This is a genomic window from Ignavibacteriales bacterium (assembly GCA_026390575.1).
Classification (GTDB): domain Bacteria; phylum Bacteroidota; class Ignavibacteria; order UBA10030; family UBA10030; genus Fen-1298.
Map to the genome: position 1 here is coordinate 458,994 of JAPLFR010000008.1, position 15,185 is coordinate 474,178.

Genomic DNA, 15,185 nt, shown 5'->3' on the forward strand with positions numbered 1-15,185 from the left:
CGCGTATAGCCGTAACTATTTTTTTATTGGAGACGGAACCAGGAGCGCAGCCAGCGCACCATGTTCTACTCTTAAGGTATCGGCTGCATAATACGGCAATCCATTTTGAAGCCTCTTTATTGCCGGGAGCAATATCTTCTCTTCAATTCCGATGTGCCTGAGCAAACCTTCCCTGAATTCTGAATAAGTCGCCGGATCGATGTGTTCAATAGTACTGGCAGCCTGATTCAGCAACAACTCAAGCCGTCGATGATCACTAACAAAGAATGAATATAATTTATCATTCATGGTTCAGAGCAATTAATGAACATCGTGTTTGTCGAGGCTTTCATTATGATGAGCATTGCTTTCCGCCGCCTGATGCAGCCTTTCAGCATAGTGGACAAATTCCACATACGCTTCGACAAACTCGCGTCCTGCATCCACACTCTTGTCAGCATCCTTCTTTGCCTCCAACACATGTTTAAAGCGTATAGCAATCCCTTCTTCGATAATTACACTGAGAAGGTTGGAAAGTTCTTTCACATCACCCGTTTTGAGAGCATTATCCGCAGCAGCAACAGGCGGTTCTATGGGTGTACCAGAAGGTTTCAATCCTGTATACGGCTCGCCTTCGCTTGCACGATGCAGACGAACAAGTGTTTCAAAGAAATACTTTTCGGCAAGTTCCTGAGCCTCCTGTCCTTTCGTCCTCACCTGTAAAGTTTTCTTAAATGCCGAGCGAACTTCATCTTCGTATTCCTTCTTTATCCATTTGAGAACAGGTGTTACATCACTTTTCTCGAGTGCAAGTTTTGCTGCTTTGACCACTGGACCGTCCATTGTGTCACAGTGCGCTCGAACCTTGTTTTGAAAAAGAAGAATCGTTAACAGCACTAAAATGCCAATGAACATTATTTTTGATTTCATGGCTTACTCCCGATTTGTGAATGAATTGTTCCAATATGTGACATTCTTGACTTCACAGTTATGTATTAAATCTTCCATCGTGCAAGGAGAACAACATCTTTCGATGTTTTTGCATCGTACTTTTCCATCGCAATACTGCCGAAGATCTTCACGTCCATAAATCCAGCGCTTCGCAACAGACGGACAAGATCAGGTGCTTTCCACGGAGTAAGTATCACTGATTTGAGCGAATGTACAATTCTCTCTTTGCCCTTTTCAACAGTCAAGATATTGAAGCAGATACGCTTATCTTCATAATCGTAAAATCGAACAAACATCTTTCCGTTTGCTTCCTTGATGCTTTGGATGCGTTCGTGCTGTGTGAGAATGCGGCTGTAATTGAGAATCTGAAGAAATAGTATCCCTTCGGGATTCAGCATTTCAGAAAAACTCTTGAGAGAATTAAGAAGGTTCTTTTCAGTTAATAAATGTGCACAAGTATTTCCTAGACAGAATACGGAATCGAACTTTTTATGAACAACTGTATTCAACTCAGGGAAAGTTGAATTGATTGTTTTAATATGAACGCCATATTCCTTTGCATGTTTTCGTGTCTGAATCAACATTTCTTCAGAAATATCGGTTGCAATCACTTGTAATCCCAATTGTGCCAGCAATAGTGAATGAAATCCTGTACCGCACCCCGCGTCGAGGGCGCTTGTCAAATTGTAGCGTTCTATCAGCATCCGAAAGAACGGGCGCTCGTGTGGAAAACGTTGATCGAATCCAGTCATTCCATCATAATCCGCAGCAAGTTCATTGTAAAACTTCTCCGGAAGATTATCTGACTTTTTATTAATCGTTGGGTCCATAGTTGGTAACCTGTCCTCTGTTGTGTTGATACAGCGGTGATTCAATATTCTGGATTCTTTTTGCATATTCTTCTATTGAAACACTATTTTGCCAGTGACCAGTTAACATTGCCAATCCTGTAACCGCAATAAAGACGCCAACGATAAGAATTCCAAACACCCACGCTGGAATTAATTTGTTAGTACTTCCTGCACTCATCACCAGTGTATTCTTTACCGGACAAGATTCCACACAGGCATAACAACTCATACATTCATCACTCCATACTCTCTTCACTGTATGTACTTTAATTGACGAAGGACACGCTTTTGTACAGAGTTCACAGTCGATACACGTAGATATGCGACGAATGATTTTCGCTGGACTTAAGACGCTCAAGAATCCAAGCAATGCACCGTAAGGACAAAGATAGCGGCACCAGAAGTTCTTGATGACTATAGACAAAGCGGCAAGAGCGATAAGGGTCCACAGAGCAAAGGAAGAGATGTTGACAAAAAATAAATACATCTTTATATCTGCAACTTTATTATAAGGACTATAAATGAATTCTTTTAATGTCGGAACATCCATTTGAAAGATCGAATAAACGAAAAATATCAGGAGCAGGTATTTTATAGATCGTAATGGATAATCGAAACACTTCGAGAGACGCAGATTCTTGCCAAAGAGTTTTTGCCCAAACATCCAAAGTGCTTCACTCAACGTCCCAACAGGACACAACCAACCACAGAAAGCCTTTTTCAGGAAAACGCCAAGCGCGACAATCGCCGCAAAGATAAAAAGACCGGAAGGATGAATTTCGTTGACGATACCCGTTTGGATCCAATATTTCAAACTGATCAGAGCGCTAATGGGGAGGAATCCCTCCACACCCGGTGGCCGTTGATGGAATGATGCCGCTCCTGCAGTCTGTCCCCACTTCATGAACAAATAGAATTCTGTTCCAATCCATACACAAAGCAATATAAATGAGAATTGAATTATCGAACGAAAGAACTGTGAATCTTCCCGCAAACGCCATAATATTCTTTTATGCCATTTCGGCTCTGTGTTGAAATTAATTCTTCGCCTACGCGCATCCGGTGGTATCTTTTTAATCATACGATTATTTATGTATCAATATTATAATAAGAGTATTTAGTCTGATTAATAAAGTAAAGAAAAGATTGTCATGCTTCACGCGCGATATTCAGGTCTTTTCATTGCCTTCGCCATGTCGGCAATATTTTCACTGACAAGCATAGAATATATTCCTTCCCGCATTTTCGCCCAATGCTTATGGACTGCACATGGACTCTTACCAGAGCATTCCGGAAATCCCATTACACACTTATTTGTAAAACCAGATCCATCAATTGCATCGACAATATGGAAAAGCGTGATCTTATCAGGAGATAATGCCAGTGCAAATCCACCAGAAGGTCCTTTCTGAGAAACGAGCAGCTTTTTATAGGTTAAACTTTGAAGTATCTTTGCAAGGAAGTGATATGGGATTTTTAAATTCCTTGTTAATTCCCTGATGGACGTTTTCTTCCCCACCGGCTGGAGTGCCAGATAGCTGACTGCTTGAAGGGCGTATTCACATTTGCGGCTAAATATAATACTCATGTTCTATATCAGACCTTTTTGTCTTAATATATATGTTCAACAATTGATTGTCAAGTACTTAGTAATAGAAGATCAAAGATTGATTATTGAGAATTGGTCTACTGTAAATAATCGGATAGAGCCCGTTATTTCATACAATGATAATTTTCACGCAACGTTAGAAAGGAAAATCCTGCTTGCTATCGAACGATGATTCAATCTTCTCCGACTTTGGCTTCTTTGCTGTTCCGTGCACAAGATTGCTGTTTACATAGATTGCCTTGCGCGGCTGAACGGGACAGGCATGTTCACATGCGCCGCAGCCAACACAGATTTCATTATTTAAATCCGGAATGACAAGCCGTTGTTCGTACGGAACCATTTTCACCGCTTTTGTCGGACAATGCTCTGAACAGGCACCGCAATCTTTTTTCTTTGTCACTACAATGCAATCATCTTTGACGAAGTGAGCTTTCCCAATCTGCACTTGTTTTTTATTATTTGAATCAAGAGGCAGAATAGCACCTGTCGGACATACTTGACCGCAAACAACACAATCATAATTACAATAGCTTGCTGCATAATTCATCTTTGGCTGGAATATTCCAGCAATTCCATAGTCAAGAAACGATGGAGACAATACCTGCGTTGGGCAAGAACTTACACACAAGTGACAAGCCGTGCAACGACTTGAATAATGTTCCACACTTATCGAGCCGGGAGGAGAAATAGGATGTTTATGACTTTCATCGAATTCCTTATGCTCTTTTCTTGCACTGCTATCCGTACCTATCTCTGGCAATAACATGCCAAGTGCCGGCAAAATGGATGTCTTTAATACTTCGCGCCGTCCCTCATTTACAATCGGTAATAAGTTTGATGTTTTTTTCCATCTTCCTTTATAACTCATTCCCCCTGTCGGACAACCATCAAGACAGTTGAAACATCCAACACAAGCAGCAAAATCAATTTCTTTTAAATCGCTCTTGATGCAGTTTGCCTTGCATACTCTTTCGCATAGTCCACATTCTTTACAATTATTTTCGTCTATTACTATCTTGAAGATTGAGAATCTTGAAATAATTCCAAGCAACGCTCCTGCCGGACAAAGCAGATTACAGAACAATCTTCCATAATTGTATGAGAGATACAAAACCAATCCCAGAAAGATAAGTGATGCAAGAACCGAGACAACATTAATGTGAAGAAGTGGAATTTGAAAAAGGAATAATAGACCAAAGAGTCCAAGAATATTTCCGAGCGCATTATTTGCCAGTACAACAGATGGACTAATCAGATTTGAAAGAAGTCGGCCGTAATTACTGAATGGTTCAAAAAGATTTAACAGAACGAGACTTCCTGAAAAAGCGAACACCACCGTAAAAAGAAATGCTCCATAATGAATTGTGTAGAATGGCTTCTTGAATCTGAATCGACGGCGGCGATTGACCCGTTGTGCGAAGCGTATTGTAAGATCCTGCAATATTCCCAGTGGGCAGATTGTTGAACAATACACTCTACCGAAAAGAATAGTGAGGAGCAGAACAAAGAATAGTCCAATGGACGCGCTACTGAATACAATCAATATTCGTGTCAACGAAGGAACAAGTTGCGTCGACACGAGAAATGTGCGTAATCCTGAAGGAGTGATGTTGCCAAAATCAAGAAAGAGAAAACTGATGGAGAAAATAAACACGACCGCAACAGCAACGCGAACTTTTTTTAACCACTGTGACACATGACCTCAGACTGTCATTCGCTTGATGCGGAGATTCTCCAAATCCATTCTACCTACTTTTTGATCGGCAGCAAGTTGAATATAACGGACATCCGATGGATTGATACCAAACAGTTTTGTTGCGGCAGTATCTATCGCCACTATGTCCGTAGAAATAAGCAGAGACTTCATCGATCGCACATCTTCTACGGAAACACCGCGAGGTCCATTTCGCATCATGACATTGTACGCATCAACGATATTGAGTGTCGGCTTGCGGAATGTTGCAAAGTCAGCAATACATTGATGCAAATCGTTGCGGTGCCAGTCTTCACGATCCCAAACATTGCCCATAAGATTTTTCATAGCAATGGTGAGCCGGGCACTATCGTGGGATTTAAGCACAGGAATGTTAATAAAAACATCCGCTCCAAGTATGAGTTCATGTTCTTTCGCTTTTACCAGATTCTTACCGTTTGGCAGCGAGACTTCATGATAATAACTTTCAGTATGAGCCGGTGCAATCTTCCCGCCTGCTTCTTTTACTGCTGATTCGATCCCGCTGTTTTTGTAACACCTCTGCCAATTATCGCATGTATGGTCAAGCACATATACTTCTTTTGCACCGGCGCTGCAGCATTGTCGGACAATTTCCGTAATCAACTTTGGATTTGTATTACCTGCACGTTCCGGACCGACATCCCATCCAATATTCGGTTTGATGACAACTTTCTGTCCTTTTTTCACAAAGGCACGAATCCCTCCCAGCGCTGCTATACCCTTCTGCAGCATCACCTCCGGCTCCCCGCCCTTCACTGCTACCAAATCAAATGGAATGTCGGCAGAATTATACGTGGAGGCAAAAAGATTTTCGTATTTGCCCGCCAGTCCAGCACCAACGATGATAGACGCACCAAAACTTTTTCTAAAAAATGTCCTTCGATCCATACTCTATTCCTACATTCTCACACCAACGTGTGTTCAATATTTGTTCATCATGCACTGAAAATAACAATTAGCGTGTCTTCAATCGTTTAAAATAAGAGTATGCTATCGTCGCCGCACCAACGATTTTCACTCCATCCCACCACGAAAATAGTAAAAATCCAGTTTGAAAAGAATTCATCCAATTGTGAAGATAGACAAAGTTCAATTGAATAGTTCCAAGGGAGAATATGATGATCGACCCAACGAACATGGAAATCAGCACCCACCAGTATTCACTGCGAAGGCTGGTAAGATAGCCGACAACAAAAGCAGCAATGGGAAATGAAAGCAGGTATCCGCCGGTTGGTCCTAAAATTTTTGCCAAACCAAATGCACCGCCGGAAAACACAGGTAATCCACTTGCACCAAGGATAAGATAAATGCTCATGCTTACGGCGCCACCGCGTTTCCCGAGAAATGCGCCCGATAGGAGAACGAAGAATGTCTGCATTGTAAATGGCACTGGCTGATTCGGTATTTCAATTTGCGCCCCGATTGCCATAAGTAGTGCAAACGTGAATGCCCAAAAAGCTTGAATATGTATTCTCGTATACGGTATGCTTAACGCTTTTAAAGCATTGTGGTTTCGTATTTCGACCATTTTCATCTCCGTTTGTAGTTTCGTTAATGAGAAATTAGACAAATGTGGCAAGAAAATCAAATATTAGTAGTACTCTTTTCTTGTTTGACTTAGAGGTGTTTTTTCAATACATTTATAAACCAACTCTTTATGGAGTTGGTTTTTTTGTGTAGTAATCCCGACGCTATTGGGGTGTAGCCAAGCGGTAAGGCAGCGGCCTTTGGAGCCGCCACTCCCAGGTTCGAATCCTGGCACCCCAGCATTAAAAATATCCGGGTTGAACATGTTCTTTGTTTACGTGTTACAAAGTCACAGAGATAAGAAATTCTATATCGGACAGACGAGGTATCTCTCTGATCGATTGGAAAAACATAGTGCAGGAAGGGTTCCTGCAACAAAAAGAAGAATTCCTATGTCTCTTGTTTACTCCGAAGAATTGCCGACTCGAAGTGAAGCAGTGCAGAGAGAACGCTTTCTAAAAAGTTTAAACTATAATAAAATTTTTAAAAAGATTATTGGAGTTCAGTTCTGACAAAGTCAGGATAATACATGCTTCCCTGGGGCTGCATCCAGCGTTCAAAACCTGGCACGTGAAGCATGGAGTGGTTTTTAAATAACGAAACGAAGTGACAGTAATGGAAACAGGAAATCGATGAGTGAACTGAAGATTTTTTCGGGTCGGGCGAATCGCCCATTAGCTGAACAAATCTGCAAAGAAGCAAATGTTCCTCTTGGAGAAGCCGCCATACAAACGTTTAGCGATGGCGAACTGTGGGTCAAGTACGTCGAGAACATCCGCGGTGACGATGTTTTTATTATTCAACCGACACAGCCTCCGGCAGAGAATTTGATGGAGTTATTGATTATGCTTGATGCTGCAAAACGGGCATCAGCAAAACGTGTGACGGCTGTTATCCCATATTTCGGATATGCACGTCAGGATAGAAAAGATCAACCGCGCGTGGCAATCAGCGCGAAGTTAGTTGCAAATTTAATTACAGAAGCAGGTGCCGATCGTGTGATAACGATGGATCTCCACACTGCACAAATCCAGGGATTTTTTGATATTCCCATGGATCATTTATATTCATCAGCTGTACTTATTGAATGCTTCAAAAAGATGGATATTTCAAATCTTGCGGTTGCTTCTCCAGATGTTGGAAGTATTAAAATGGCGCGTTCGTACGCAAAACGACTTGGTGCCGATCTCATTCTCATAGATAAACGCCGACCGAAGCCAAATGAAGCAGAGATCATGAATATTATCGGCACGGTCGAAGGAAAGACTATCCTTATTGTTGACGACTTGATCGACACTGGTGGAACATTTGTCAACGCAGCGCGAGCATTGCGCAACAATGGAGCGAAGGAAATCTTCGGCGCGTGTACACATCCGGTTTTATCAGGTCAAGCGTACAAACAAATAGAAGAATCGGTCGTCACAAAGGTCGTCGTTACAGATACACTTCCTTTAAAACAAACATGCGATAAGATCCAGATTCGTTCTATAGCGCATATATTTGCAGAAGCGATTCTTCGAACGCATCGGAACGAATCGATCAGCTCACTATTCGATATTGACAAAGACAAGACTTAACAAGGAGATACACGATGTCTGAAATAACACTTACTGCGGAAATTCGAAAAAACGTTGGCAAACGAGTTCGCGCCATTCGTAAGACAGGCAACGTGCCTGGGATATATTATGGTCATGGGCAGCAAAACATTCCCGTGTCGCTGCCGGCACCGACACTTCTGCCGTTGTACTCGACCTCAGAAGCGCATGTCATCAATCTGAAATTGGATGATGGTTCATCTCACCTATGCGTTTTAAGAGACGTACAGCTTGATCCCGTCACTGAAAAACCAGTGCATTTCGATTTGTTTGGCCTAAACGAGAATGAAACGCTCACCATCGAGATACCTGTGAAGCTCACGGGCGGTATTCCAAAAGGCGTACGCGAAGGTGGAATCTTACAGCACATTTTACATAAATTAGAAGTCTCGTGCTTACCAAAATATATTCCTGACCACATTGAAATCAACGTGGAAGAATTGGCTATTAATCATTCAGTCCATGTGAAAGATTTAACCGTTGCAAATGTTACCATTATGGAAAACGCGACCAGCACGATTGTTGCTGTTGTTCCTCCTGTCGTCGTGAAAGAACCGGAACCGGCAGTCGTCGCCGCTGTACCGACTGCCGAAGCACCTGCCGAACCTGAAGTTATTGCCAAGGGTAAGAAGGTTGAAGAAGGCGCCGAAGTAGTGGATGAGAAAAAGAAACCCGACGAGAAAAAGAAACCTGAAGAGAAGAAGAAGTAATATTTTATACATCAGAACTTTATGGTTCTCATCGTCGGTTTGGGAAATCCGGGAAATGAATATACCCGGACGAGGCATAATGTTGGATTTATGGTAGCCGATCAACTTGCCGCATCTCTGAATGTCCAATTTCGAGCCGGCAAGGGTGAGTTTTGGCTGGCACAATGTTCTTTGAAGAATATCGAAGTCACCGTTTTGAAACCGGTGACGTACATGAATAACAGCGGCATTGCTGTTCAGGAATTTATGGAGCGACAACAAATCGCATTGGAAAACATCTTAATCGTCTGTGACGATTTCCAATTACCGATTGGAACAATCCGGCTCCGCAAAGATGGTTCTGACAGCGGGCACCATGGGCTGTCGTCCGTTATATATCATTTACAGACTGATCAATTTGCAAGACTGCGATGCGGGATTGCCTCTGTGAGCATGCCATCAGAGAAATCGAGAATGAAAGAATTTGTACTCGACAGCTTTCCAGAATCCGAGTTGACAATAGTGGAGAATATGATAGCGCGAGCTCGTGACGCTTCGAGATCGTTTATTATGGATGGCATCGACCAAGCAATGAATAGGTTTAATGCCAAACCATCGGAAGAATTATTTACTTAAATAACCCTGCCCTCTCAATTGAGAAGTAATCTCAAAAAGGAGCGGGCCAAATATCACAAGTCCAAAGGGAACACATCTATGGAAAAGAAGAGAAACATTTACGAGACCACGTTCATTGTGAACGCCGGCCTCGATGACCCACAGATCGATGCCATTGTCGATAAAGTGCAAGAAGTCATCACAAAAAACAACGGTGAGATCATGGAATTGGCAAAATGGGGACGCAAACGATTTGCGTATCCCATCAAAAAGAAGAACAATGGTTTTTATGTTGTCTGCGAGTTCAAGTCTTCCGGTGATCTCATAGCACGCCTTGAGCGACACTTCCTGCTCGAAGAGAACATCATCCGCTTCCTTATTATTGGATTAGATAAGAAGGCGCAGCAAGCCCGAATATCAGCAAACGATCTGATGAAACTATCAGTCCCGGCAACTCCCTCTACAAGCGGTTCTCCGCTTGTTGCTGCTATTCCTGCGGTGGAGTCCGATATTCCTGCGGCATTAGAAACACCGACAGATCTCACAACCCCAAGCGAAGCTTGATTCTCACGACGAAAAATAAGGAAGGACAAATATAATGGCAATGTCATTTCAACCAAGAACATCAAATTCACGAGGACCGCAACGAGGATCGCAAAGTGGACCGCAGCGCGGAAGCAGCAGCAGCGGCGGATATCGACGAGACTCTTCTCCAAATGGACAGCGGTCAACGAATCGCCAACAGCAGCAGCGAAAGAAACGAACATGCAGATTCTGTGATTCAAAAGATGTCTATATCGATTACAAGAATGAGAAACGTCTGCAGCGTTTCGTTTCCGAACAAGGGAAAATTATCCCGCGCCGTATCACCGGTACATGCGCACGCCATCAACGCCAGCTTGTGACCGCGATCAAACGCGCTCGACACTTAGCGTTGATTTCATTTGTCAATGACGCTGTGAGTTAAGCGATTCTCAACATGAATATTGTGTAAAAGGAGTATAGTATGAAAGTAATTTTAAGAAAAGATTCTGAAAAACTCGGTCACGTGAGTGAAGTCGTCTCTGTCAAAGACGGATACGCGCGCAACTATCTCATACCACGCGGCATGGCATACGAAGCGACCGACGGCAGTCTTCGTCAATTAGAAGAAGAAAACAAACAACAATCACGTCGTACCGATAAAGAACATATCCAAGCGGAAGCTCTTGCCGCAAATCTTGAGAAAGTTTCTATCACCATCAAGATGAAAGTTGGCGAAGAAGAAAAACTTTTTGGTTCCGTTACCGCTCAGATGATTGCCGATGCACTTATCGAGAAAGATATTACGCTGGACAAACGGCAAATTGAACTTGAAGAGCCTCTGAAAGCCCTCGGCATTTACGATGTTCCCGTTAAACTTAGTCACGGTGTGAGCGGTAAAATTAAGGTTTGGATTGTAAGAGAATAACGAAACATTTCCTCCCTTGTAAAGCGCACAATTGAAAGGCAGCATGACAGCGCTGCCTTTTTTTTTCTTGACCAAAGAGGGATTTATTTCATCTAAAAGAATGTTGCATAAGTAAAGGGTGAATAAGTTTTTGATTGCGTTTCCTTCAATAATTTTAATGCGGTACGATGTTGAGTATAGAAGAAAGAAATACCATGGCAAAGAAAAAACACCAGCAACTTGATGAAGTTACTATTCGTTTTGCAGGAGACTCCGGTGATGGAATGCAGCTCACAGGCACTCAGTTTACGAACACTGCAGCTATTATAGGTAATGATTTAAGCACACTGCCTGATTATCCTGCAGAAATCCGCGCACCACAGGGAACGACGAACGGCGTAAGCGGATTTCAAATTCATTTTGGAAGCGTCGAAATTAACACGCCCGGCGATTCTTGTGATGTGCTTGTAGCGATGAACGCCGCTGCACTGAAAGTCAATCTCACCTGGCTTCTGAAAGGCGGCTCTATCATAGCCAATACCGATGGCTTTAATGATAAGAATCTGAAGCTCGCCGGATATACCTCCAATCCCCTCAAAGATGGCTCTCTTTCTAACTATCAATTGTTTGAAGTTGATATTACAAAATTGACAACTATTGCGCTTCAAGAAATGAACCTTTCCAGTAAACTCGTTGATCGCTGTAAAAACTTTTTTGCTTTAGGTATGATGTACTGGATGTACAATCTTCCTCTTGAAACAACACTCAAGTGGATTTCTGAGAAGTTTCATACCAAGCCTGATATTCTCGATGCAAATACTCGTGTGCTGAAAGCCGGATGGAACTACAGCGAGACTACAGAAATCTTCAAAGTCCGTTATCAAGTTGCGCCGGCAAAACTTACACCAGGAAAGTACCGCAATATCACCGGCAACCAAGCTGCTGCCTGGGGATTAATGACTGCAGCAGGAAAAGCAAAACTTGATCTCTTCCTCGGCAGTTATCCCATTACTCCTGCAAGCGAAATTCTGCACGAACTCTCCATGCATAAAAACTTTGGAGTAAAAACGTTTCAAGCGGAAGATGAGATTGCAGGAATTACCTCTGCAATTGGCGCATCTTTTGCCGGTGCTCTGGGCACCACAACAACCAGCGGACCTGGTCTTGCACTCAAAACTGAAGCACTCGGGCTTGCTGTCATGGTAGAACTGCCGCTTGTCGTTGTGGATGTACAGCGCGGCGGACCGAGTACTGGATTACCAACGAAAACAGAACAGGCGGACTTGCTTCAAGTTGTGTATGGACGCAACGGTGAGGCCCCTCTTCCCGTCATCGCCGCCGCTACACCGGCAGACTGTTTCAACGCTACCTTTGAATCTGCACGTATCGCAATTAAATATATGACACCTGTTATTTGTATGACAGATGGTTATCTGGGTAATGGTTCTGAATCATGGTTAATTCCGGATTACGAAAAACTTCCAGATATTTCTCCCCGTTTCAGAACTGATCCCGAAGGATTTCTCCCCTACTCACGAGACGAAGAGACACTTGCACGACCTTGGGCTATTCCTGGCACACCCGGACTTGAGCACCGCATAGGCGGTTTGGAAAAAAAGAATCTCACCGGAAATATCGATTACTCACCGAAAAATCATGATCTTATGGTTCACTTACGAGCAGAAAAAATCGCACGTATTGCAAACGATATTCCATTAGCAGAAATCGAAGGAGATCAGCGAGGCGATGTGTTGGTTGTTGGCTGGGGAAGTACCTATGGAGCGATCAGAACTGCAGTCCAACGTCATCGCGTCAAGGGGCATTCTGTTTCACATCTCCACCTGCGGTACATCAATCCAATGCAAAAAAATGTCGGCGAATTAATTTCTCAGTTCAAAACGATTTTAGTTCCTGAATTAAACATGGGTCAACTCATCAAAATCTTACGCTCTACCTATCTGGTGCCGGCAATTGGACTGAACAAAATAATGGGATTGCCGTTCCAGGCAGAAGAGATCGAAACGAAAATTGACGAGCTTTTACAAGGAAACAAATTATGAGCGCACTTATTCAAGATATTCCTTTACAATCGACTTCATTGGGAACATCCAAATTCACATCAAAGGATTTGCAGAGCGATCAAGAAGTACGATGGTGTCCAGGATGCGGTGATTATTCGATACTCGCTCAGGCACAACGCATTATGCCTGATCTCGGAATTCCAAGACATAAAATCGTTTTCGTTTCCGGCATTGGCTGCTCCAGCCGATTTCCTTACTATATGAATACATACGGATTTCATAGTATTCACGGACGCGCAACAGCAATCGCCTCAGGCGTAAAACTTGCACAACCAGATCTTTCCGTTTGGGTGGTTACCGGAGATGGTGATGGTATGAGTATTGGCGGCAATCATTTGATCCATCTCCTTCGCCGCAACATCGATGTCAATGTTCTCTTGTTCAACAATCAAATTTACGGATTAACGAAAGGACAGTATTCGCCAACGTCGGAAAAAGGAAAGATTACAAAATCGACACCATTCGGTTCGTTAGATTACCCGTTTAATCCGATATCTCTTGCTCTTGGCGCCAGTGCAACGTTCGCTGCACGAACGCTCGATCGAGATCAAAAACACTTGCAAACGATTTTAAAACGCGCCGCGGAACACGTTGGAACTTCCTTTATTGAAATTTATCAAAACTGCAGCGTCTTCAACGATGGAACATTTGAACAGTTCACGGATAAAGGACTTAAAGACGATAATGTAGTTTTTCTCGAGCACGGGAAGCCGCTTCTCTTCGGTAAAGAGAAAGATAAAGGCATTCGATTGAATGGATTTACACCGGAGATTGTCTCGCTCAACGATGGCAAGTATTCGGTCAATGACTTGCTTGTGCACAACGAGAATGACACGACACTTTCATTTATTCTTGCAGATATGACGTATCACTCACATCTGCCCCGGCCAATCGGCGTGTTTCTTTCGGTTGAACGGCCAACTTATGAAGCCGAGATGCAACGCCAAATTGAATTCTCGAAAGAGAAACAAGGTGTAGGAAATATAGAAGCGCTCCTCCATTCCGGCGACACTTGGACAATTCAATAATATTTTTATATTGTTGAGTGAGAGGTGTGGTTTCGAGGAAGGGATCACACCTTTTTTCTGCCATGAGAGATTTCAAGACAATGGAAATTTACAGTGCCAGCCCAGTTTGAAATATTCCGGACACTTGTTGAATCGCATACACGTTTTGTACTGACGACACATGTCAATCCAGATGGCGATGGTCTTGGTACTGAAGTCGCGCTCGCCGTTTATCTCCAGACACAGGGGAAACAAGCGATCATACTCAATTCCAGCGCAACACCTGATAATTATTTATTCCTTTTGCAAATTCATCCTATCCTTCAATACGATCCCTCCCAGCATGCACAAATTATAGAAAAAGCTGATGTGATTATCGTCTTGGATACAAACCATCTGGATAGATTAGAGACGATGAAACCGGCACTCGTATCGAGTAAAGCCGTCAAAATCTGTATCGATCACCATCTTGAACCGGGAGAATTTGCTGATCTCTATATCCTGGATGAAGCTTCTACTGCGACAGGTGAAATTGTCTACCGACTTTTAAATTACTTGGCCGGCCGCAGTATAGATCGTGAGACGGCTATACCTCTCTATACCGCGATTATGACAGACACCGGATCCTTTCGATATCCGAAAACCGATCCGGAAACGCATAAAATTATCGCGCATCTTATTCAAATGGGAGCAGATCCTGTAGCCATTTACGACTTTGTGTATGAACGCGGCTCCATCAATCGTTTACACTTGCTGGGTTTAGCGCTCGCACATATGCAAACGGCACACGATGGAAAACTTGCCTACATTATTCTTACACGCGAAATGTTTGAGAGGACAAAGACGACGGAAGTCGATGCTGAGGCATTTGTGCCGTACACCTTGACCATCGGTGGAGTTCAGATTGGATTGATGTTTTCAGAAATGAACGGCATTGTCAAGGTGAGCTTCCGTTCCAAAGGCGATATCTGGATTAATGAATTAGCAAAAGAATTCGGCGGGAACGGACACAAGAACGCTGCCGGTGCACGTATACAAAATGCACAATTGGATGCAGTTGTTTCGCAGGTGCTGGAGCATGCTGGTAAATATATTGTGTAATGCAACGTTGGATAAG

Annotated in this window: 16 protein-coding genes, 1 tRNA gene and 1 pseudogene; 10 read left to right on the forward strand and 8 right to left on the reverse strand. The window is 43.0% G+C overall.

All coding sequences use genetic code 11. The features are described 5' to 3' along the window. Positions 1–15: 15 nt before the first annotated feature. The 8 genes from NTX44_08190 to NTX44_08225 all read right to left on the reverse strand — a co-directional run bounded on the left by NTX44_08190 (position 16) and on the right by NTX44_08225 (position 6,653). Positions 16–288, reverse strand: a complete 273-nt coding sequence (locus tag NTX44_08190) for a hemerythrin domain-containing protein (GenBank protein ID MCX6121585.1) — start codon at positions 286–288, stop codon at positions 16–18. Positions 289–300: 12 nt separating this feature from the next. Next, positions 301–909 (reverse strand): DUF6448 family protein, encoded by a 609-nt coding sequence (locus tag NTX44_08195; protein MCX6121586.1) that lies wholly within the window; start codon positions 907–909, stop codon positions 301–303. Between the two features lie 65 nt (positions 910–974). After that, positions 975–1,760: a class I SAM-dependent methyltransferase gene (locus NTX44_08200; GenBank protein MCX6121587.1), complete on the reverse strand. Its 786-nt coding sequence runs from the start codon at positions 1,758–1,760 to the stop codon at positions 975–977. Next, entirely contained in the window at positions 1,744–2,862 is a 1,119-nt protein-coding gene (locus tag NTX44_08205; protein MCX6121588.1) for a 4Fe-4S binding protein, read from the reverse strand. The genes NTX44_08200 and NTX44_08205 overlap by 17 nt, the downstream gene beginning before the upstream one ends. A 75-nt stretch (positions 2,863–2,937) precedes the next feature. After that, positions 2,938–3,369, reverse strand: coding sequence for an Rrf2 family transcriptional regulator (locus tag NTX44_08210; GenBank protein MCX6121589.1), 432 nt, complete (start codon positions 3,367–3,369; stop codon positions 2,938–2,940). Positions 3,370–3,526: 157 nt separating this feature from the next. Next, positions 3,527–5,086, reverse strand: coding sequence for a 4Fe-4S dicluster domain-containing protein (locus tag NTX44_08215; protein ID MCX6121590.1), 1,560 nt, complete (start codon positions 5,084–5,086; stop codon positions 3,527–3,529). Between the two features lie 6 nt (positions 5,087–5,092). Further along, a complete protein-coding gene (locus NTX44_08220) occupies positions 5,093–6,013 on the reverse strand; it encodes a DUF362 domain-containing protein (protein ID MCX6121591.1) in 921 nt (306 codons plus the stop codon). 67 nt (positions 6,014–6,080) lie between these two features. Further along, entirely contained in the window at positions 6,081–6,653 is a 573-nt protein-coding gene (locus tag NTX44_08225) for a biotin transporter BioY (GenBank protein MCX6121592.1), read from the reverse strand. A gap of 167 nt (positions 6,654–6,820) precedes the next feature. Between NTX44_08225 and NTX44_08230 the strand changes: the two genes are divergently transcribed. From NTX44_08230 to NTX44_08275, 10 genes and pseudogenes are all read left to right on the forward strand, one after another. Beyond that, a tRNA-Gln gene (locus NTX44_08230) sits at positions 6,821–6,892 on the forward strand. 392 nt (positions 6,893–7,284) lie between these two features. After that, on the forward strand, positions 7,285–8,229 hold the full coding sequence (locus tag NTX44_08235; GenBank protein MCX6121593.1) for a ribose-phosphate pyrophosphokinase: 945 nt from the start codon (positions 7,285–7,287) through the stop codon (positions 8,227–8,229). A gap of 14 nt (positions 8,230–8,243) precedes the next feature. After that, a complete protein-coding gene (locus NTX44_08240) occupies positions 8,244–8,957 on the forward strand; it encodes a 50S ribosomal protein L25 (GenBank protein ID MCX6121594.1) in 714 nt (237 codons plus the stop codon). A 21-nt stretch (positions 8,958–8,978) separates the two neighbouring features. Beyond that, positions 8,979–9,572: an aminoacyl-tRNA hydrolase gene (gene pth, locus NTX44_08245; GenBank protein MCX6121595.1), complete on the forward strand. Its 594-nt coding sequence runs from the start codon at positions 8,979–8,981 to the stop codon at positions 9,570–9,572. A gap of 78 nt (positions 9,573–9,650) precedes the next feature. Then, on the forward strand, positions 9,651–10,115 hold the full coding sequence (gene rpsF / locus NTX44_08250; protein ID MCX6121596.1) for a 30S ribosomal protein S6: 465 nt from the start codon (positions 9,651–9,653) through the stop codon (positions 10,113–10,115). Between the two features lie 187 nt (positions 10,116–10,302). Then, a pseudogene (gene rpsR / locus NTX44_08255) lies at positions 10,303–10,518 on the forward strand (30S ribosomal protein S18). Between the two features lie 39 nt (positions 10,519–10,557). Next, positions 10,558–11,001 (forward strand): 50S ribosomal protein L9, encoded by a 444-nt coding sequence (gene rplI, locus NTX44_08260; protein ID MCX6121597.1) that lies wholly within the window; start codon positions 10,558–10,560, stop codon positions 10,999–11,001. A gap of 194 nt (positions 11,002–11,195) precedes the next feature. Next, entirely contained in the window at positions 11,196–13,040 is a 1,845-nt protein-coding gene (locus NTX44_08265; GenBank protein MCX6121598.1) for a 2-oxoacid:acceptor oxidoreductase subunit alpha, read from the forward strand. Next, the gene (locus tag NTX44_08270) at positions 13,037–14,089 is read left to right on the forward strand and encodes a 2-oxoacid:ferredoxin oxidoreductase subunit beta (GenBank protein MCX6121599.1); all 1,053 of its coding nucleotides are present in this window, start codon (positions 13,037–13,039) and stop codon (positions 14,087–14,089) included. The genes NTX44_08265 and NTX44_08270 overlap by 4 nt, the downstream gene beginning before the upstream one ends. Positions 14,090–14,182: 93 nt before the next feature. Beyond that, positions 14,183–15,169 (forward strand): bifunctional oligoribonuclease/PAP phosphatase NrnA, encoded by a 987-nt coding sequence (locus NTX44_08275; GenBank protein ID MCX6121600.1) that lies wholly within the window; start codon positions 14,183–14,185, stop codon positions 15,167–15,169. Positions 15,170–15,185: the final 16 nt, after the last annotated feature.

Coding starts and splice junctions, on each gene's coding strand:
- NTX44_08210 (MCX6121589.1), bottom strand. CDS start 3,369: ATGAGTATTATATTTAGCCGCAAATGTGAATACGCCCTTCAAGCAGTC.
- NTX44_08220 (MCX6121591.1), bottom strand. CDS start 6,013: ATGGATCGAAGGACATTTTTTAGAAAAAGTTTTGGTGCGTCTATCATC.
- NTX44_08235 (MCX6121593.1), top strand. CDS start 7,285: ATGAGTGAACTGAAGATTTTTTCGGGTCGGGCGAATCGCCCATTAGCT.
- rplI (MCX6121597.1), top strand. CDS start 10,558: ATGAAAGTAATTTTAAGAAAAGATTCTGAAAAACTCGGTCACGTGAGT.
- NTX44_08195 (MCX6121586.1), bottom strand. CDS start 909: ATGAAATCAAAAATAATGTTCATTGGCATTTTAGTGCTGTTAACGATT.
- pth (MCX6121595.1), top strand. CDS start 8,979: ATGGTTCTCATCGTCGGTTTGGGAAATCCGGGAAATGAATATACCCGG.
- NTX44_08240 (MCX6121594.1), top strand. CDS start 8,244: ATGTCTGAAATAACACTTACTGCGGAAATTCGAAAAAACGTTGGCAAA.
- rpsF (MCX6121596.1), top strand. CDS start 9,651: ATGGAAAAGAAGAGAAACATTTACGAGACCACGTTCATTGTGAACGCC.
- NTX44_08265 (MCX6121598.1), top strand. CDS start 11,196: ATGGCAAAGAAAAAACACCAGCAACTTGATGAAGTTACTATTCGTTTT.
- NTX44_08225 (MCX6121592.1), bottom strand. CDS start 6,653: ATGGTCGAAATACGAAACCACAATGCTTTAAAAGCGTTAAGCATACCG.
- NTX44_08190 (MCX6121585.1), bottom strand. CDS start 288: ATGAATGATAAATTATATTCATTCTTTGTTAGTGATCATCGACGGCTT.
- NTX44_08205 (MCX6121588.1), bottom strand. CDS start 2,862: ATGATTAAAAAGATACCACCGGATGCGCGTAGGCGAAGAATTAATTTC.
- NTX44_08200 (MCX6121587.1), bottom strand. CDS start 1,760: ATGGACCCAACGATTAATAAAAAGTCAGATAATCTTCCGGAGAAGTTT.
- NTX44_08270 (MCX6121599.1), top strand. CDS start 13,037: ATGAGCGCACTTATTCAAGATATTCCTTTACAATCGACTTCATTGGGA.